Source organism: Xenorhabdus lircayensis (genome assembly GCF_016306625.1).
GTDB classification, from domain to species: domain Bacteria; phylum Pseudomonadota; class Gammaproteobacteria; order Enterobacterales; family Enterobacteriaceae; genus Xenorhabdus; species Xenorhabdus lircayensis.
In genome coordinates this window covers 54,668-75,167 of record NZ_JACOII010000060.1, presented here as the reverse complement: position 1 = coordinate 75,167, position 20,500 = coordinate 54,668, and the positions used below count along the sequence as shown (strand labels likewise).

Here is a 20,500-nt window from a genome sequence, read left to right as displayed (position 1 = left end):
TTGCATTTCATCAAAAGTTAAAAAAATGTAAATATTTATTCGAAACTGCCTTCAATATTTATAAAAAAATAAGAGGTCATAATGAACAGGCAAAGACTCATGCAGCAAATCATCATCGCCATTCTGCTGGGAATTATTACCGGCTGGGGTTTCCATCATTATCTTGATGCCAATCAGACAAAAGAAGTTGCCTCCTATATCAATATCATCACCGATGTATTCCTGCGCCTGATCAAAATGATCATCGCGCCACTCGTGTTCGCCACCATTGTCTCTGGGCTTATATCAATCGGTGGATCGTCCTCGGTAGGACGTATTACCATCAAAGCGATGGTGTGGTTCATTATCGCGGGATTAGTTTCAATTGGCATTGGTATGCTGATGGCAAACCTGTTCCAGCCCGGTGTCGGGCTTAATGTCGCTATTATGCAGCAGGAAGATGTGAATACCGGCCTCAACACCAGCGGATTCTCGCTGAAAAACTTTATCAGCCATATCTTCCCAAGCAGTTTTGCCTCTGCAATGGCAAATAACGAGATTTTGCAGATTCTGATTTTCTCCATATTCTTCGGTGCAGCGCTTTCCTATATCTGCCATAACAGCCAGAAAAAAAGTCCTATCGTGACCTTGATTGACGATCTGGGACGCATCATGTTCCGTATCACAGATTACGTGATGTCATTTGCGCCTATCGCCGTGTTTGCTGCCATCGCTTCCGCCGTTACAGTGCAAGGTCTGGGTCTGCTTTATGATTACGGCAAACTCATTGGTCTCTTTTACCTCGGTCTATTTTTACTCTGGGCGATTCTGTCAGCCGTCGGATTCTTTTTCCTCGGCAAGGGAATGTTCTCACTGATGAAACTGATTAGGGAACCCGTGGCATTGGCCTTTGCGACTGCGAGCAGCGAGTCGGCCTATCCCAAGACCATGAACGCCCTCGATCGATTTGGTGTACCGAAAAAAATATCCAGCTTCGTACTGCCGCTAGGCTACTCCTTTAACCTCGATGGCTCGATGATGTACCAATCCTTTGCAGTACTCTTTATTGCACAGGCCTACAACATCGACCTGAGTATCGCAGAGCAAATCATGATCATGCTGACGTTGATGATCACGAGTAAAGGTATGGCGGGCGTCGCACGTGCTTCGGTGGTAGTCGTTGCGGCGACATTACCGATGTTCAGTTTGCCTGAAGCAGGGATCTTGCTCATCCTTGCCATTGATCAATTCCTCGATATGGGGCGCACAGCGACGAACGTAGTGGGTAACAGCATTTCCACTGCCGTAATTGCTAAATTGGAGGAAAAGCAAGGCAGCGCCGAACGGGAACCGCAGCAAAGCGAAATTGCCCGCCAAGAAGTTTGAGCATACTTGCTGTATTCGGCTCAGCGATTACAGCAAGTTAATTTGATGTCAGGCTGGTGGTCAGATTACTGTCCACCGTTTTCGCATATACTGCCAAAAGCGCTCTGAGGAAGGGTTAAGGCGGGAGTGAGTTCGATAAATAAAAACGCCCATTTTTATCGAAGCCTGCTCTGGTTCCAGTAGGCACAATTTCTGCTCCTTGAGTTCCTCACGGATTGAATAATCCGGCAGCCAGCTGACACCGTGACCGTCCAGCACCATGCGTTTCAGCAGTTCGCTCATGGATGAAAGACAAAAATAAGTGAATCCATCCCTAAAATCTTTTTCCAGTAATTGATTCACTTGACGCCCCATATAACTTTCATCGGTGTACTTCATCAACGGCAAAGGTGCATTTTCCAGAAGATATAAAGGCTTTCCATCAGGTTTACAGCCAGAGACCAGATATAATCGCGCATCCAAAACCTTATGGTGAAGGAATGGTGACGTCATTAAATCATCATTAAAGAAAGACAGAATAAAATCACTTTTGCCTTTTTTCAGATTATTGACGGCTTCATCAACATTAATGGATTCAATATTAAAGACCTTATCTGACTTCTCTGCAAAACCAGAAATTAATTCAGGCAACAGAGAAATAGAAAGCGAATGGGCTGCGGCAATATTAATTCGGTATTTAGATATTTTTCCGCCTTTTAGTTTTTCAATCTGATGCTCTATATCTCCCAGTAGATTTCTGGCATAGACAATAAAACCTCGTCCTTGTAACGAAAGTTGTAATGGATTCGAGTTACGATTAAATATTTCAAAGCCAACAGCATTCTCAAGAGCCTGTATACGTCGGCTAAAAGAAGATTGAGATATATTCCTCCGTTCTGCGGCAAGAGTAAAACTTCGTAACTCCTCCAACATTACAGCATCATATAACCATTTTAGCTCAATATTATTAAGCATAAATTCTACCTTGTTATTGATTGGCTTGCATAAAATGACTTATGCAAATACAGCATGAAGCATAGAAATATTGCAATTACGAAACTGTAATCACTGTGCCATCATAACGATTATTTACTGAGGTGGCATATGAAAAAAATAATTGGAATACTTGGTGGTATGGGGCCGGCAGCAACGGTGGATGCAATGGAAAAGATAATTGAAAATACCCCTGCAACTTGTGATCAGGAGCATATTCCGGTGATTGCAGTTTCTTTTCCTGATATACCTGATAGGACAACGGGTATTATTTCTGGTGGGGAATCGCCGTTAAATAAAATGTTGGCTGCACTGAAAATATTAGAGGAGGCGGGAGCGCAGTGTATTATTATGCCGTGTAATACCGCACATTATTGGTATGATGAGCTAAGAGCATCTACTAAAATTCATTTTCTGAATATGATTGAGGTTACTTGTAATAAGATTGTTGATGAGGGGATTCATCACGTTGCGATCCTTGCTACAACTGGGACGATAAAGGCAGGGCTTTATCAAGAGAGGTTGGAAAAAGAGGGGGTGAATTTTGTGGTTCCTGATGATGTTCAACAGGGAGTTATTATGGAGAGTATTTTGGCTTATAAAAGTGGGGATGGGGAAAGGGCATATCAGTTAATGGAATCTGTTATTTCTCTGATGAAAAATGTTGGAGTTGAGAAGTTTATTATGGGGTGTACTGAAATACCGATTATTCTTAGTAGTGATGGTGATAAGGGGAGATATATTGATGCTACGGATGAGTTGGTAAAAAAAGCAGTTTCTTGGTGTTATTCTTATGAAAGTTTTTTAAGTTAAATAGCTTGATTATTTTTTCAGGAGGTGAAAATAACATGATTATTATATGTAATATTTAATCTGACAATTACAAAAATATGTAACTGCCAGATTAAGTTGCGACTAATAAAAATTATTGGTAATGTTAATTTCAATAGCTAGAATATTCTTATGATCCACTTGGTTTTGTATTGGTGTGTATAAATCAATATCTGTGGAGGCCGTTTCAATAGAAACAATCAAAGCATAACGAGCCATTTTATTATATTTTCCTAATTTCTTGCGAGTTCGCCACCATCCAGTGGCAGGATAGACAGCTAATATTCCACGTTCAGCTAATTCCGCTGCACTGCCAGTCCATACGTCTTTGTGAATAGAGCCTTTGTTGCGAAAATTTCCTAATAGCCAATTTAGATCTTTAGGGGGCTTGGAAACGTTTTTTGCTTCATTATCTGCATTTCGACTTAGACGTTGTAAGAACTGTGTTGATGATTCAGTTGGTCGCTTCACATCAAATTTAAGCTGGTGGCTCGGATAATGATATTTATTCGCAACATTCCTACTCGAAGGATTAGGTTCAATAAAATAAGAAAGTGTAACTGTCATTTTTACCTGAGAATCACCTAACTCAAGGAGCTGTTCTTTTGGCCATGGTAACTCATGTATGTGCATATCTTTTGTAGCGATATCACTTTTCCCCCTAACTGCTTCAAACGGTTGTAATTCGTCTTCTACAATCATCACCAACGAGTTATTCATACTCCATAGTGCTTTCTTCATATCAGGTACGCCATATCCCACAACCCGAACTAAGTGTTCTGCGTTTTTGCGTTCTGTTTTATTCGAATAATTGAATTGTGCTTTCATTGATTCAGTCCATTGAGCAGAATGTACAATCAAAGCCCTTACTGTTTCAGGCCATAAATTTGGGTATTCAGAATAAATTTCAGCAGCGAATTTTGCAGCTAATGCTGCTGCTGCGCTAGTGGCATTAAATGTTGAAAACAATCGAGTTGGAATATCGTGATCAGTTGTTAATAGTTGTAGATTTGACATTGAGGCGGCTGAATATGAATCAATGCCCATATTTCCTCCTTCAAATACAACTTCGGGTTTTATCGGCATTGAGGATATCCAAGTGACTGAAGTTGTGCTATAGGGACTTAATCCACCACTCGGAGCTAATGCTGTATATGCATCTCCTCCTTCATCTAGAATATCAATTTTATTAGTGTATGCTCCAATTGTTAGAACATTCCAAGATTGGCCGGGATCATGAATATCCTGCAACTCATTATATTGAGGATATTCTCTTAACGCTGTCAGATCGTTACCGATATTACCTGCACATACAACAAAGAGTCTACGATATAAGTTTTCACCTAGATAATCCACAGATAAAGAATCTAGTTCAGAAGACCATGCTGAAGGCTTTCCTCTATCCATCGAGTCTTTTGAAGACAGGGCAAGTGCATAAATTCTTTTTCTATCAAAATGGGCTATTTCGGATAGGGATATTCCGTCAGCAGTGAGTTGCCCCAGATGTTTCCCTTCATTATCTCCTGAATATCTTAATAGTTTTATAGACTCGATTCGGTGTTTTATTTCAATCTGATTTTGCGAGTCTAAAATTAAGGACAGATCGCCAAAAGCTGCAATACCTGCCATTGAAGTTCCATGTCCGTCACTATCAGCAGGATCCCAGTTTGGCTCAATGACAAATAGATCATTTTCGTTACATACTTGTTGGAGTAATGGGTGACTGGAATTTATGCCTGTATCCATAATAGATATATAGGGGCAGTCGTTACCCGATATAAAGGTAGTTCTACCTAACAGGTCATTACACCATTCAAATTGATCCAATATGGGGAGTTGCTCAAAAAAGTCGGCAGTAGTTTTTGATTTTTTTATTTCAGCGATTTTACTTAATAACAGAGCTGATTGACTTAATTGTTTAAGTGAAGCTTTTACCAGAACAATGATCCTTTCAGGGAATTCTAAGGTACTTTGAGATACTTCGATATTTTGAACTGAACATAATTTTTTGAAATCACTGACTATTGCTTGCCTATCAGTGCTAACTGGTAACCAAATCTCAAGCCATTGTGCTGTATCAGGGGATTGAGGATATAAGTCTGGACTATCGGTCCATAAATTCTCGATAACTGTTTTTCTTATAGTTGCTATTGTATTTAATAACTGACTATGTTTAGGGTGTTTTCTTCCATCTTTTTCTGGATCGAGGTATTCCTCAATCTTTTTTTCTAACACATAAAACTTTCCTATAGGAACTAATATAGTTGCTACATACTTATTATCAATTTGGATTACATTTAGAAGTTCAATGCCACTTCTGACATCTGCTAATTTTTCAAAGGATAATTCGACACCAGGATAGCTTTCAAAAGAAATCTGCACTCCGACAACAGAATCAAATTCGTATTCTTGAGCTTCGTTGATTAAGCATGCCTCTTCCGATTTTAATAAATTGATTTGACGGAGGAGTTGGTCACCATGCTCGTTTCTGTTACATTCAGGAATATTGGGTTCTGATCCACCAGTTCGGCGAGAAGTGTACTTTTTTAATTTTCCATTTTTACCAATAAATATATGCTTTTTTTCTTTTATTACAGGAGACATATTATCCCTTTGCTATTAAAATAATTTGTTACGCATATTTTTTCTATCAGTGATTGCTGAATCTAGTAAAGACATACTAATTTTATTATGCCCATGAATAAGCATATCTTTTATCGCTTCTTCAGCAGCTCTTGTGATCTCTGCACTACTCAGGCCTATCGCTTTATCAGGTAACTTTTTCCAAGAAAAATTCTTTGCGACGAATGGATTTAATCTATTTTTAAACAGAATAATTATTTCATCATCTTCGGGAAGCTCGTACCGAATTACATCATCAAATCGTCTGAAAAGAGCATGATCGAGTATCTCGATATGATTTGTAGCACAAACAATCAGGCTATTAGAATCATCTTGCTCAATCATTTGAAGGAAACTATTAAGAATTCTTCTCGCTTCACCTACGTCATTTCCAGCGTTTCTTTGCGAACCAAGAGCATCAAATTCATCAAAAAAGTAAACGCCTCGGACGTTATTAATGGCGTCAAAGACTTGTCTTAGCTTTGCAGATGACTCTCCCATAAATTTTGTAATCAGAGCATCTAACCTGACTTGGAATAAGGGATAATCAAGCTCTCCAGCTAGAATTGATGCAGTAAATGTTTTCCCCGTTCCCGGAGGGCCGACTAAAAGCACTTTTCTTCTTGGGGATAAGCCATGACTTTTTAGTTTGGTCATGAATTTTTGTTCACGAATCAAACGCTCAAGTCTGTTTTTGAATTCATCTTTAGCGATAAGGTCGACAAGTTTATTTTTAGGATGAGAGGTCGATAACAAGCCGCTGGTGTCTTGTATACCTTTAGCTATTGATATTGGCGCATTTTTGTTGAGGTTAGCTTTCTTTTTGGCAACCTCAACAATGTCTCTTAACTCTTGGGCAAGTTTGCCATGCCCGCGGCGAGCTTCATGAGCAGCAACTTGTAACGCGACAGACATAAATCTGTCGTCATCTTTTTCCAGATGAGATTGCAATAATGCTTTAAGCTGCTCAGAACTCGCCATGACCTTCTTCTCGTATCGTGCAAAAAAATAGAATAACTACAAAAATCTATTTTGCATTCTGACATAGTGCTGTTAAAACATCCATGAGATACTCAGATGTATCTGAACCATGGCATAACAAAGGATATACTGCGTGTAAGGATTCTTAGTTGCTTCAGTGGCACTGTTACCTTCACTTTACAGCATAGCATGTAGCATTTTATTCTCCTGATAAACTTACTGCACACGCTATGCAGTCTGGTTCATCCTATCTCCCATTTATTTTTGTGGAATTGAGAGTGTGCTTTGAATCAAAAAAGCTTACTTTGCCTTTGTTCTAAGCTATTTTCTATGGTCAGGATTTCATCTTCTAATCTTTTACCTCGGTAAACTAGAGATGTATCGTAGAGTTCGTAATTGATGTCACGTGTTGTACTGAACCAGTTAAAAGAACCAACACAAAGTAGTGACGTGTCTCCGATAACGATTTTGCTATGTACTCGTTTAACCAATTTAGTAGAGATCCCCAATGATTCTAGATCAGAGAGGGCGCTTTTTAGCATTTCCTGTTTTTCATATCTTTTTTCACGGTCTTGAGGATGAATATTGAACTTTTTATCAGTAACAATAGTGATTTGAATTCCTCGTTGTAGGGCTTGTGACATCGACTGTAATAGACCAGTTTCTTCAAGCTTCTGGTAGCTCAGCCACGGTGAAACAACCGTAACGGTATTTTTTACTTGTTCAAATACTTCTTTCAAAAAATCATCATGCTGTTTAACACTGTGAAGTGCATAAGTAATTGTATCTACATTTAAATCATCACGTTGTTGATGTCCAAACTGAAGAGCATTGGCTGCATCAGCAAACAGATATTTCGCTAGTAATCCTCTAGGTTCTGATTGGGACTGGAGTTCAAACAGATCCATATCACCAAAGACTAAAAAACTGTCTTTAGCTCGGGATACCGCGACATTGAGCATACTGTTATTACGGTCAATAAACGTGCCATCTTCATGTTTGGAGTAGACAGATGAAAATATGACAATATGTCTTTCTGCCCCTTGCAGAGAATGTACAGTTCCTACTGTTATTTCATCGTGGGTAAGTTCATATTGTTGGAATGCCTGCTTGATTGCCGATACTTGTGCGCTAAAAGGAGTTACAACACCAATAATTTCATGCAATTTCTTTTGATAGTGAGCTTCTATCGTTGGTTTATTTTTTTCAATCCAAGAAGCTATAGTTTCTGCTTCTAATTGGTTATGGCGGCTACCACCGTTAGCGATCACCCCTTTACCATCAATATGAAGATAGCCCATAGCCGGAAATAAATTATCAGACGTAGCGGGACCACGCTTAGGAATCAATTTGCCGTGATAGCAGAGGTTGTTGCAATAATTAATAATATCGTCAATGCATCGTCTGTGTTCGTACAGGTACATGCCACGATCCATATCCGGGTCATATTGATAACGTGTTGCCTGTTGTGCAATTTTCATTGCGCTGCCTGCCGCTGCTGTTTTACCTGAATCGGTCAGTTCTGCATAATGCTCTTGGCACTGCTCAGTATCTTTAGCATTAATTATTTTCTCAGAGAGTACGTTACCAATATCAACATGAACAGGGATATTCCAAATGGGGGCGATCTGTTCAGTATCTCCGATAACTAAGGTTTTTTCGCAAGCGCAAAAGAAGCAGCAGCAACTTCAGGAAGAACCTGTCCTGCTTCATCGACTATGAGCAAGTCTGCAAAATCATAGAGATAATCATTGTCATAATTGTTGTGGCTGATATATTTTTTGACGATCATATTGGCTGGTAGCATAAAACTTGTCATAACTACACAGGGTGTAACTTTCATTCTGCGTTGCCAGCGAGGTTCACTTGCCTGACGACCGTTCTTCTTCTTTTCTTCCTTTATATTTTTGATATTGAACATATCCAATAACCATCTGCCTTCCCAATAATGTGTTGTGATCAGAAAGATAGCGAAGCGGATTTGTGTGTCAGCCAGTTCATCTGCTTGTGCAAAATTCAGTTCTGTATTGTCGGTATGTCCTAACCATTGTGTTGTTTTTCTCCAATCTTGTGCGACTTGCTTTTCGTGTTGAATGATTTCTTTAGTGAGTCTTAATTCTTGCTGATACGTATTGCTTTCTTGTTGTTTGTGCACAAGTATTTCATCGATACGAGTAGTGATATTCTCAATAGTCGACCATGTAATTTCTGGCAATTCTGTACCAGATTCATTTTCTAAGAATATTTTGACACGTAGATGTCGTTTATTTCTAACAGCAGGTATCCAACTGAAAATGGAGTAAATTAGTGATTCATTTGCCTGATATTCGAGCCATTTTTTTCGTAGGTTTTTTAGTTTGTCTATAGTTTGATTTAGTGATGCAAGCGAGAAGTGTTTCTGCTTAATATAATCTTCTGCATTCATCCCAACGATTTGAGATAGTTGGTCTCTGACACGGCAAAGTGTTTGCCATGATTTCTGGATTAAGGATAGCTTTTGAGCTTCATTTTGTAATTGCTGATGTAATAGTTCAACAATCATTTTCACTGAAACGCAATTTTGTTCAGGAAATGCTTGGCTGGCAGCAGCTAAATAATATTTTTCTGCATCCTCAAGAAATTCCTTGGATTCAATTCTGTTAAAAAAAACATCCGTCTGATACTTTTTATCGGCATCATTTCTCTTGTTTCTTGAGGGGAAATAGGCACCAAAACTTTTAACTGTAGGCAACCATCTTCCTGCCAATGGGCCAGAGCCTAGCGAGAAGTCTTTCCCAAATGCTTCAATAATATTGGTGACGGCTTGATTATTTGTTGATGTAGAAATGATTACCGGTGGCTCAGCTTTGGCTAATGCAGCTTTAGCCCATAATGTGGCGATTACTGACAGTACCAGAGTCGTTTTTCCCGTTCCGGGAGGACCATTAACAGCAAGAATTTCACCATGTTCACTGTTAAGAAAATGGCTTAACGCATTTCGTTGTACTTTTGCCAACGGAAATTTATCACCGGAATGCCCAAGCCGGTCGGTAAATTTGGTATTGGAAGGTAATAATGGCTCTACTGGCTCGATAACGTTAGAAGAAAAGCGAGCGAATAATGGTGTAATTCGTTTGTTTTTGATTAAATGGTCATATAGTCCAATAATATGTTTGCTGGCACCATCGATCTGAGTCTTTTTTTGAATAAACCCGTATTGCGCTTTTTCATATTGCTCATGTTCTTTCAGCCATTCACCTGCAACAGCGTTTAACAACTCATCACAATCTCTCAGGTATTTTTCCCATTGATTTTTGAAATATATTTTTCTGGCTTTTTGTTCTTCTTCTGAGTAATTACCATTGATTTTCTCATCTTCATCAAAATGAATAGAGAAAATATTTTTCGTTGTTTTATAAGTGTCGAATTGGGTGATATCTCTAATGGAGAAGGTCCCCTGTGGCAAGGGTTCTAAAAGATCGCGTGGAATGATTGTTGCTGGGGTGGGATAAAGATAACCTTCGCGTGATAATACAGCAGTTGTAACCAATGGAGTAATAATTTGTGGTGCTCCAGAAGTGCGCTCTTTGCCATGCAAGATTCGGCGTAAGAATACTTGTGGGTGAAGAATAACGTTGACGCATTTTACGTCTTCTTGTTCTGAACTAAAAAATTGTTGTACTGTATTTTCATCAAGACGTCCTGTAGCAATGTCTGATGTGTACCAAGGCGAGAACGCTGTTGTGTCATCTTTTTTGAAGGCACCTTTTCCAAAAGTTGCATCAGCAAGAGAGTTGCGCCAGTAAGATGCAAACGCCAAAGAAGTGCTATCCATAGTTACATCCTGTTAGTTTCTATCTTTTTAAAATAAAAAACATAAAGCAAACGATAGGTTAGGGTGGATAATCTCTATAAGATCGTGCTCAAGCGCTCATAATTTTTTTGTTGGTATCATTAACCTTGGTAGGTCTGATTTGACAAAGTGAGGGGGAATCTTGTGGAATGGGTGATTGGCGGAGTAATTTTACTGGTGATTCTTGGTGCGATCTTTAAGCCAAGTAGATGTGACGTTTGTAACATTAACTTCAAAAGAAGATATTATACGTGGAAAATTGAAGGGAAGAAACAGCATTTATGTCCTAACTGCAATAGCCAAATGAACAGAAGAATTAGTTCGAAAAAATTTAAAGATAGATTCGGTTAATTAATGCAGTGTTAACTGGTTTACTTCGTATGGAATGAGTGGAAATTTTTCTTTCCGGCTACTCTATGAGTCATTGGCAGATAATCCTAAATTTATGAATATGTATATCCTTCATCTTTCAAGTTGCCACTATATTGTAACTCATAATCAATCGGGTATAGAAGATATTAGAAATTCACATATGATATTATCTCAATAAGCAATTATCCGATTAAAAAGCAATACCTGTATATCTTGTTTTTGATGAATAATGACATGAGCGACAATAACATCTGAAGACTCATCAGAATCAATCACTCTATAGCCATTTCAGGGCGGGGGCATACTGTGATTTATTTTCATCCAAAAAATATTCGTGCGCGATAATCATCATTCCAGCTTGCTTTTTTGAGCTTATTTCGTTGTCTGGGCGCAACGCAATAGCACTGTTTAAGCATACTCAACACAAAGAACACAAAGCGTCGGAATAACGCCATCCAGTGCGATACGTGAATCGTCTTCTTTAAAAACCATATCAAGAATATATGCTACTTGGAATTTTATTGATTATTTTTATGTGTGTTCATTTTTAATTTACTTTCCAGTAATTGGCGAGTCTGTAATCACTCAAAAGGCTCTGCCGCATTTTCCGCATAGGTTTCGGCTGTTTTCGGTAATTGGAGGATATAAATCCCCGAATTTCGACCATAGCCTTTGCGGACTTCAATCAGGTTCTCTAATTCCAGCATGAAGACCGCTTCGCGAACCAAGGTGCGAGAGACACCGAGCATTTCTGTAATTTCACACTCAGGCGGTAGGCGATCACCGACCGCATAATGATCAGTGATAATCATCTGGCGTAATGAGTGACCCACTTCCTGATAGGGCCGTTTGGGGTCTGCAATGTTCATCATTAATGCTGCTGTAGGTTAATATACGTAAGGTGAACGACTTAAAATGAGCTCATTTTAAGGTATTGCTGTCAGGAATATAACCACTGTCGTTAGTGGATAGATAACAAGTGCGTAATTGTGTTACACCATCTGCCCTTAATTTTTCGAACCAAGAGATTGGGTCTATACCTCAGTCCACCTTCCGTTGGATTCTTCCGGATCAACAAACTTAACTAAATTACAGTATCTGAAAGCGATATTATCAGGAAAATAATTTTCATGTTTTTTTCCTGATAAGTAGGAGTTTCCATATGCTGCCAGTGATAAAGCTTGATATATACTTAAATTCATCTGAGACTTCCTTGTATTTTTAATTTTTGGATAATCAATAATAAATATTATTTTCCCTTTGATTTTTTATTTTATATGACAGGTATCATCTTTTTTATCATTTCATCGATATCAAAAAATATTGATATCGATGATTCATTATTTATTCAATAAATAATATTGAAACTTATTTTGCTGCATCCAGCGCTTGTGCGAGATCGGCAATAATGTCATCGCTATGTTCTATGCCAATAGATAAGCGGACGAGATCGCGTGATACCCCCGCTTTTACCATTTCTCCATCATTTAGCTGACGGTGAGTTGTGGATGCTGGATGACAAGCCAGTGACTTGGCATCACCAATATTCACCAGACGCACAATCAGCTGCAAGGCGTCAATAAAGCGTATGCCGGCCTCTTCCCCTCCCTTGATACCGAAGGACAGAATAGACGCTGGTTTCCCGCCCATATAACGGACAGCCAAATCATATTCAGGATGTGTCGGCAATCCTGCATATTTAACCCAAGAAACCTGAGGATGTTGTTCTAGGTATTGAGCAATTTTTAGGGCATTTTCAGTATGGCGTTCCATTCGAAGCGCCAATGTTTCAAGGCCTTGCAAGATCAAGAAGGCATTGAAAGGAGATAGCGCTGCCCCCGTGCTACGCAGTGGCCCAACGCGGCAGCGAGCGATAAAAGCAGCAGCACCAAAATGTTCGGTATAGATTATTCCGTGATACGAAGGATCCGGAGTACCTAAAATCGCAAAGCGATCTTGATATTCCATCCAAGGGAATTTGCCAGAATCAACTACCATACCGCCAATGGAAGTGCCGTGGCCTCCAATATATTTGGTCAGAGAATGAACAACAATATCTGCGCCATGTTCAAACGGGCGGCATAAATAAGGTGTTGCAACGGTATTATCGACAATAAGAGGAATACCATGTCGGTGAGCGATATCTGCCAGCGCTGGGATATCAATGATATTCCCACTGGGGTTGGTGATGGACTCGCAATAGACCGCTTTGGTTTTTCCATCGATCAACGTTTCAATGGCAGCGAGATCGTTATGATCAACGAAACGAGTTTCAATCCCAAGATTTGGGAAACTGTGCGCCATCAGGTTATAAGTCCCACCATACAATTTTGCTACGGAGACAATATTATCCCCCACGGTGGCAATGGTCTGGATAGCGTAGGTGATTGCCGCCATGCCAGAAGCAACCGCAAGCGCACCAATACCTCCTTCCAAAGCGGCGACACGTTTCTCCAATACATCATTGGTCGGATTCATGATGCGGGAGTAAATATTGCCTTCAACTTTTAAATCAAACAGATCCGCGCCATGCTGGGAATCATCAAAGGCGTAGGACGTGGTTTGATAAATTGGGACAGCAACCGCTTTGGTCGTAGGATCTGGTGAATAACCAGCATGGATGGAGAGGGTTTCTAATTTCATTGTCATTTCCTTTAGTGAATTGCAGAGGGAAATTGATTAAAAAGAAAATTATAACTAATTTACAAAATAGCAATGTGATGGAACAATATCAAAAATAAATATTCATATATATCAATATGATATAGATTTAAAGCAGAATCCCATTTGGTTTTTTTAATGAAATATTTCTATAAGTAATGATGACGTCACATTGTCAATAACCCAATATTACTCACACTTATTGTATTTTATCTAATTTTCTTACAGAAGCTATCTATACTTTAAACAGTTAATAAAGATGAAAGGTAATTATTAATGGTGATGAAAAAAGCGCTTCTTGCAACTTTAGTTGTATCCAGTTTTATGTCGGGTTCGTTTGCTTATGCGGATTCGCAGACTGTTGCAATCGGATATGCACAAAGTAAGGTTCAAAATTTTAAAAATATTCGCGGAGTGAATCTTCACTACCGTTATGAATGGGATTCTCCTGTTAGTATTATTGGTTCATTTACGTATATGAAAGGTAACGAGAGTAACGGCGGTACTTTCAAAGACCGTATGGCCGAAGATGTTGCTTGGAAAAGTAATATTGATCTGAAGTATTATTCATTAATGGTTGGCCCTGCTTACCGCATTAATAATTATGTGAGTGTATATGGATTGTTGGGTTTTGCCCATTCAAAAGTTAATGGCTATTTTAACAGAATCAATCGGAAACAAAATGGGGGAATAGTTACTTATACCGAAAAAGCAGATAAAAAATCGACCAATCTAGCCTATGGTGCTGGAGTAGAAGTCAATCCAATTCAGAACCTTAGCCTCTATGCTGGCTATGAGGGATCATCAGTAAAGGATTATGACAAAAGTCATGGCATTAATGGGTTTAATATCGGTGTAGGATATCGTTTTTAAATAATAATCCTTGCTGAAAAATAACTCTGATGTATTGGCGATATTTTGATTAAGGCTGTTGATATATCATCCAGAGTATAATGCTCACAAAAGAAAGGCGCTTTTCAATATTGAATGCGCCTTGTTTTTTATATTTCATTTGAATGATTGTTAAACCATTTTCGATATTATTGGATATTAAATTCACTATTTGGATGGTTTATTATTTTTCCTCAAATATTTATTATATACCTGCACTGAATAGATGTTTTCTGCATATAGTGGCTATTTGAATTTATATATTTCACGTAATGATGACCCCTCATGACTAAATGAATGATTTGGTCATATATGACAAAAGGGGATCACTCATGAAGGGCTTAAATAATAAAGTCGCTATTGTCACTGGCGGAGCCATCAAAATTGGTGCGATCGTTGCCAAGGTATTGAGTGAATATGGTATTAAAGTCGCGATTTTCGATATTGATCAGGACGGTGGAAAGAAAGCCGCCAGCCTCCAACCGGAATCCATCCGTTTTTGGCAGGTTGATATTACTGACGATAAACAGCTTTCTCAGGGAGTGCACGAAGTCGTTGCTTATTATGATCGTCTGGATTACCTCGTCAATCTTGCGGCAACTTATCTGGATGAAGGAGCCGATTCCAACCGCGAAACGTGGCTAACCGCCTTGAACACCAATGTCATCAGCGCCGTCAGGGCGGCTCAGTTTGTGCGCCCTTACCTCATTGCAGCGGGGGGCGGGGCCATTGTTAATTTCACCAGTATTTCATCATCTATTGCCCAGACCGGGCGTTGGTTATATCCCGCCTCAAAAGCGACCTTACTGCAAATTACCCGCAGCATGGCAATGGACTACGCCGCCGCTCACATTCGCGTTAACTCTGTCTCTCCGGGGTGGACTTGGTCACGGGTCATGGATGAGTTGACTCAGGGCAATCGCCAGAAAACCGATGAAATCGCCGCAGATTATCACCTGCTTGGTCGCGTGGGCGATCCCGAAGAGATTGCGCAGGTGGCCGCTTTTCTCCTGTCAGATTTGGCCAGTTTTGTGACTGGGACGGATTACGCCGTTGATGGCGGCTATTCAGCAATGGGGCCTGAGCAGGCGAAACCAGCCATTCCGCGTTTGGCGGAATAATTTTGGTTCTGAAATCCAAAATAAAATGAAAGAGGAAAATACTATGCGTCGTATAGCTATCGTGGGAGGTGGTCAAGCGGGACTGCCTCTGGCCCTTGGTCTGCTGGACAAGGGCTATCAGGTGACTGTTGTGACCAATCGCACTCCTGATGATGTTCGCAATGGTCGGGTTATGTCGAGTCAGTGTATGTTCGATTCCTCTTTGCAATTTGAACGTAATTTGGGATTGAATCAGTGGGAAATGCAATGTCCGCTCGTTGAAGGTATTGGTTTCACCGTTCCCCATCCTGAAATCCCCAATGACAAGGTGATTGAGTGGAGTGCTCGACTCGACAAATACGCTCAAGCCGTCGATCAACGTCTCAAGATGCCATTCTGGATGGAACAGTTCGCTTCTCGTGGCGGTAATTTGGAAATCAGCGATGTGGGGATTATCGAGCTAGAACAACTGGCTGCCAGCCATGAACTGGTTATTCTGGCGGGAGGAAAGGGAGAGATTGTGAAATTGCTGGAGCGTGATGCTTCACGTTCTCCTTATGATAAACCCCAACGCGCACTGGCATTGACCTATGTGAATGGCATGCTGCCAACGCCTGAATATTCCCGTGTTTCTTTTAACTTGATTCCGGGTGTAGGGGAGTTACCCGACAGGCGTTGCCATTGTTGCGACACGTACTGCTGACGGACGTAATGTGGGTTTGACCATCAACTCATTTGCCTCGCTTTCGCTGGAGCCGCCGCTGGTGCTCTGGAGTCTGGTCAATCACTCTCCCAATCTGTCTGTATTCCGCGATTGTGGTTATTTCACGATCAGCATTCTTGGGTGCGATCATCAGGAGTTGGCTTTGCGCTTTGCTAATCCGAGGGTTGAAAACAAATTTCAGGATATTTCCGTGCAGGAAACGCCGGAAGGTATCCCCTCGATTGGAGGAGCGATAGCGACACTGGTTTGTGCCAACCGCCAGTAAACTCATGTTGGCGATCACCTGCTGCTGATTGATCAAGTGAAACGCATCGCCAGTATTGAAGGTAAGCCACTGGTTTTTCATGGCGGTATGTTTACTGTACTGCATGATGTTCACGAAATATGAAAAAAATGATTCTGTTGTTTTTTGTCAGAACACTTATTTGTTGGGAAAACATTCAGGAGAACATTAATGAAAAGTCCATTAAATGCGCTTATCACCGCGTTGAATCAGGGGAATGTGAAGATTATCGATCTCACGCAGACATTGGCCCCTGATTTTCCGGCCTTGCAGTTGCCCGAACAGTTTGGACTAGTTTAGGCATTCAACATGGAGCGTATTTCTCATTATGACGAGAGCGGCCCTGATTGGTATTGGAACAATTTCAGTTGTGGTGAGCATACGGGAACGCATTTTGATGCCCCGATACATTGGATCAGCGGTAGAGATCATCCAGATAACACCGTTGATACCATTCCCCTGCATAACTTTGTGGCACCTGCGGTAGTGGTATCCATTCATCTCTTACAGAGAGGAAAACTATAATGGCGATAAAATTTATGGCGGTAAAATTCAGACTGTTTATTTATGCCGCAATTTTATCACTGCTGAGTACTTCTGTTATGGCGACAGAAGGAGGGGGGACTGGCGCCTATCCTGATGGTCTGGATAACTACTTGTCAGGCGCTTTACCCCCACCAGGTATTTATGCGCTGTTTTATGGTGGCAATATTCACTATAACCAGCTTAGGGGGAAGAACGGTGAACTGATCCCCGTTCCCGGGTTCAAGGTTAACGTGAATGTCCTTGCCCCTAGGCTGGTTTGGGTGACGGAGCAGCCGGTTTTTGGTGGTCAACTGGCTTATCACACTATCGTACTGTTATTGGATGTCACTGCTGAAGCTGCCGGCAAACATGACAACAGCAAGGGGATAGGGGACATCACCTTTGGCCCAGCCTTGGGTTATCATCCTGCCCCTGATCTGGTTTATGTTATTGGGGTGAATGTCAACGCGCTGACAGGTCGCTACGATCGCAATGATCCTTCCAGCTTGGGTAAAAATTACCGGATGGCTCAACCTGTCTGGGCGATGAGTTATTTTCCTGCCTATGGCCTCAATGCGGATTTAAAAGTGATGTATGATTTCAACTTCCGCAACAAAGATACCAAAACCACTTCCGGTCAGGCACTTCATGCGGATTATGCACTGGGTTGGGGATTTGGCAACGGTTTGGTCGCGGGAGTTGGTGGCTATATCTTCCAGCAGTTCACAAATGACAGTGGGCCGAACTCAGCACAGGGTAAAGCGAGCGCGTTTGGTATTGGCCCCTCCATCCGTTATGCCAATGATAAAGGTTGGCCGGTGGCACTGAAATGGCAAAAAGACTTTGCCGTGAATAACCGTCCAGTCGGTTCGCAAATTTTCTTAAAAGCGGAGATTCCATTTTAATGCTGGCTCATTTTTTTAGATGGTAACTTGACCTAATTCCCCTTTAAATATATAAGTTTTGGTTGAAAATAAATCTCATTCTGAGATTAATGAAGGTGCTTGATGGGGACATAATAGATGTCAACGCTGATTCACTGTAATAGAGTTAACTTTAGCATTAATTCAAAGCCGTTATTTAACAACCTTTCCATAACCATTAAAGAAAACGACAAAATTGCGTTGGTCGGCTATAACGGTACGGGAAAAACCCATTTACTCAAGCTACTGGCAGGCATTGAAAAACCGGATGATGGATTTATTGAAAACGCCAATGGCCTGAGACTGGAAATGGTCTCTCAGTTTATCGATGAGTCATTGCTTGGAATGTCCTTGTTTGAGTGTATTTCTCAAAAGGTAAAACAAGTTGATGAATATAGCAATTATAAAGCAGAGTCCATGCTGTATAGTTTCGGCTTTCAGTTTATTGATTTTGCTACTAAAGTGGCTGATCTCAGCGGCGGGCAAAAGACAAAATTGATGTTTGCCATGAGCGCGGTTGTGGAACCCGATGTTATTTTATTTGACGAGCCGAGTAACCACTTAGATTCCAATACCCTGAAATTCATTGAGGATTTTTTTAATAAAAGCCTAAAGAGCGCCTTTATTATCGTTTCCCACGACCGAAACTTTCTGGATAACGTCACCAACCAAACGGTTTTTTTGCGTGACCAACAGTTGAGCGCTTTTTCCCTGCCGTTTAGTCAGGCATTTGAAGCGTTGCAGGAAAAAGATGAAGCGGATGCTGTGCGGCTGAAAGCAGAAGAAAAGAATATTCGACGCATACAGGAAAGCGCAAAACGCATAGCACAATGGGCAAAAACTTACGATAACGAGAAATTTGCCAGAAAAGCCAAATCTATGGAGAAACGGGCCGAAAAACTCGAAAAGAGTAAAACCAAAATAACTGAGGGGGAAATCTATCGACTATCGTTAGATGCCGACACGATCAAATCCAAAAATATGCTGCAAATTGAGGTAAAATTGGTTGGATATCAACAGAATAGAGAGTTTAATCCGTTGTTTTCAATCAATGGATTATACATTCGTCCGGGAGATAGAATCGCGCTGCTGGGTGATAATGGAGTGGGAAAATCCACCTTGATCCATATTCTTGTTGAAGCCTATAAAAAGGCCAGAAATCTGAAGGATGATCAGGTAGAAAATGCGGCCTATGACACCGAAAATATCACTTTCTCCCCGCAGTGTAATATGGGCTATCTCGATCAGGAATTGGAGAAAATTCCACTGAATGAATCGCTCTTTGATGCGGTAAGAAATAACACCCCAAATATTGATGATATCGGCTGTAAGCAACAATTGATTGCGACAGGGTTTGAATATGCGGATTTTAATAAATTAGTGGGGATATTAAGTGGTGGCGAACGCTCTAGATTAATGTTTTTAATATTGAAATTAAATAAACCGAACTTTTTAATTCTCGATGAACCTACCAACCACTTGGATATTTTTGGCAAAATGGAGCTGGAAAGTGAATTGATTAATAACGAGATGACAATATTAATTACCTCGCATGACAGGGCGTTTATCGATAACGTCGCCAACCGATTTTTGCTGATTAAAAATGGCAAGCTGGAAGAAGTCACGTCCAGTGATGGGTATTATCAGTTTATTAATGAGAAAGCGGCTTCTTGTCAAAAGGAAGTGATTAAGGATCAGGAAAGTTCTCATGATGAATTGGAAGTATTAGCAGGTGAAGATGAAATTCTCCAGCGTATTGTGGTGTTAGAGACAAATCTGGCAGAGGATTTGGCGAGAAAACCGAAACACCAAAAGCTGAAAAATCAGGAATTGTGGCGTAAGGATATTGAGAGGCTTTATGGGGTTTTGGCGGAAATTAAAGTTTAAATGTGTAGTATCTATGTACCCCACAAAGTGGGGTTATAGAATGGTGGTCATGAGATTTATGCTATTTATTACCACTGTTTTTTAGGCATGATAATTTTATAATAATTGGGGTCGTGTATTAAATAGTTAGATTGAGCATTAAAAATAGTACTCACGCTCAATAAAAGTCCCTATTACCTTATCGTGCATTTCTTCGGATTTTGAGTAACCGATGGTTTTCCTATTCAGTCTTTTTACTCGGGTACGGTGAGTTAAATTCGTTCTCTCTACGCTGAGTAAACGTCTTTCCAGTCAAGTGCTCTTCCTCGGGAAGTCGGTCATAAACAACATAGTCATCCGTGCAGTAAAACCGAATAGTAAAGGAAGATAAGAGGGTAAGCAGCTTGTCTAACGTTTTTCTACTGCGATCGCCAAAAACATGGGCTATTATTCGCTTCAGGCGGGGTTCCCAGGCATACCAAAGCCAGCGTTGATTTTTCTTGTTCCCCACAAACGACCATTGCTCGTCTATTTCGCAGATAAGCAGAATGT

Annotated in this window: 14 protein-coding genes and 4 pseudogenes; 10 read left to right on the top strand and 8 right to left on the bottom strand. The window is 40.5% G+C overall.

Features of this window, described 5'->3' with window-relative positions:
* Window positions 1-81 precede the first annotated feature (81 nt).
* Window positions 82-1,365 (top strand): dicarboxylate/amino acid:cation symporter, encoded by a 1,284-nt coding sequence (locus H8A87_RS16840; RefSeq protein ID WP_198691076.1) that lies wholly within the window; start codon window positions 82-84, stop codon window positions 1,363-1,365.
* Window positions 1,366-1,425: 60 nt separating this feature from the next.
* Here the strand turns inward: H8A87_RS16840 and H8A87_RS16835 are convergent, their stop codons facing one another.
* Window positions 1,426-2,319, bottom strand: coding sequence for a LysR substrate-binding domain-containing protein (locus H8A87_RS16835; RefSeq protein WP_198691075.1), 894 nt, complete (start codon window positions 2,317-2,319; stop codon window positions 1,426-1,428).
* A gap of 129 nt (window positions 2,320-2,448) precedes the next feature.
* On the opposite strand from H8A87_RS16835, the gene cuyB reads away from it, so the two are divergent.
* Window positions 2,449-3,150, top strand: coding sequence for a cysteate racemase (cuyB, locus tag H8A87_RS16830; RefSeq protein WP_198691074.1), 702 nt, complete (start codon window positions 2,449-2,451; stop codon window positions 3,148-3,150).
* Between the two features lie 102 nt (window positions 3,151-3,252).
* On the opposite strand, the gene H8A87_RS16825 is transcribed toward cuyB, so the two are convergent.
* The 6 genes and pseudogenes from H8A87_RS16825 to H8A87_RS16800 form a co-directional block, all read right to left on the bottom strand.
* Entirely contained in the window at window positions 3,253-5,772 is a 2,520-nt protein-coding gene (locus H8A87_RS16825) for a S8 family peptidase (RefSeq protein ID WP_198691073.1), read from the bottom strand.
* 15 nt (window positions 5,773-5,787) lie between these two features.
* The gene (locus tag H8A87_RS16820) at window positions 5,788-6,771 is read right to left on the bottom strand and encodes an AAA family ATPase (RefSeq protein ID WP_198691072.1); all 984 of its coding nucleotides are present in this window, start codon (window positions 6,769-6,771) and stop codon (window positions 5,788-5,790) included.
* 290 nt (window positions 6,772-7,061) lie between these two features.
* Window positions 7,062-10,585 (bottom strand): annotated as a pseudogene (locus H8A87_RS16815) (AAA domain-containing protein).
* A 707-nt stretch (window positions 10,586-11,292) separates the two neighbouring features.
* Window positions 11,293-11,479, bottom strand: a pseudogene (locus H8A87_RS16810) (ISAs1 family transposase); the annotation flags it as partial.
* Window positions 11,480-11,559: 80 nt separating this feature from the next.
* A pseudogene (locus H8A87_RS16805) lies at window positions 11,560-11,847 on the bottom strand (GntR family transcriptional regulator); the annotation flags it as partial.
* 496 nt (window positions 11,848-12,343) lie between these two features.
* The gene (locus tag H8A87_RS16800) at window positions 12,344-13,618 is read right to left on the bottom strand and encodes a bifunctional O-acetylhomoserine aminocarboxypropyltransferase/cysteine synthase (protein ID WP_198691070.1); all 1,275 of its coding nucleotides are present in this window, start codon (window positions 13,616-13,618) and stop codon (window positions 12,344-12,346) included.
* Window positions 13,619-13,912: 294 nt separating this feature from the next.
* Between H8A87_RS16800 and H8A87_RS16795 the strand changes: the two genes are divergently transcribed.
* From H8A87_RS16795 to H8A87_RS16765, 8 genes are all read left to right on the top strand, one after another.
* Window positions 13,913-14,509, top strand: a complete 597-nt coding sequence (locus H8A87_RS16795; RefSeq protein ID WP_408646938.1) for an Ail/Lom family outer membrane beta-barrel protein — start codon at window positions 13,913-13,915, stop codon at window positions 14,507-14,509.
* Between the two features lie 350 nt (window positions 14,510-14,859).
* Window positions 14,860-15,648, top strand: coding sequence for an SDR family oxidoreductase (locus H8A87_RS16790; protein WP_198691069.1), 789 nt, complete (start codon window positions 14,860-14,862; stop codon window positions 15,646-15,648).
* A gap of 43 nt (window positions 15,649-15,691) precedes the next feature.
* The gene (locus H8A87_RS16785) at window positions 15,692-16,330 is read left to right on the top strand and encodes a styrene monooxygenase/indole monooxygenase family protein (protein ID WP_232370331.1); all 639 of its coding nucleotides are present in this window, start codon (window positions 15,692-15,694) and stop codon (window positions 16,328-16,330) included.
* Window positions 16,331-16,340: 10 nt separating this feature from the next.
* Window positions 16,341-16,616, top strand: a complete 276-nt coding sequence (locus H8A87_RS20040) for a flavin reductase family protein (protein WP_332460391.1) — start codon at window positions 16,341-16,343, stop codon at window positions 16,614-16,616.
* A gap of 189 nt (window positions 16,617-16,805) precedes the next feature.
* Complete coding sequence (locus tag H8A87_RS20245) at window positions 16,806-16,934, top strand: hypothetical protein (protein ID WP_269749563.1); 129 nt, start codon at window positions 16,806-16,808, stop codon at window positions 16,932-16,934.
* Window positions 16,935-16,943: 9 nt separating this feature from the next.
* The gene (locus H8A87_RS20035; protein ID WP_232370330.1) at window positions 16,944-17,159 is read left to right on the top strand and encodes a cyclase family protein; all 216 of its coding nucleotides are present in this window, start codon (window positions 16,944-16,946) and stop codon (window positions 17,157-17,159) included.
* Window positions 17,159-18,064: a SphA family protein gene (locus tag H8A87_RS16770; RefSeq protein ID WP_232370329.1), complete on the top strand. Its 906-nt coding sequence runs from the start codon at window positions 17,159-17,161 to the stop codon at window positions 18,062-18,064. Before H8A87_RS20035 ends, H8A87_RS16770 begins: the two co-directional genes overlap by 1 nt.
* A 117-nt stretch (window positions 18,065-18,181) precedes the next feature.
* The gene (locus H8A87_RS16765; protein WP_198691068.1) at window positions 18,182-19,969 is read left to right on the top strand and encodes an ABC-F family ATP-binding cassette domain-containing protein; all 1,788 of its coding nucleotides are present in this window, start codon (window positions 18,182-18,184) and stop codon (window positions 19,967-19,969) included.
* A 138-nt stretch (window positions 19,970-20,107) separates the two neighbouring features.
* Here the strand turns inward: H8A87_RS16765 and H8A87_RS20350 are convergent.
* Window positions 20,108-20,495, bottom strand: a pseudogene (locus H8A87_RS20350) (IS1 family transposase).
* Window positions 20,496-20,500 lie beyond the last annotated feature (5 nt).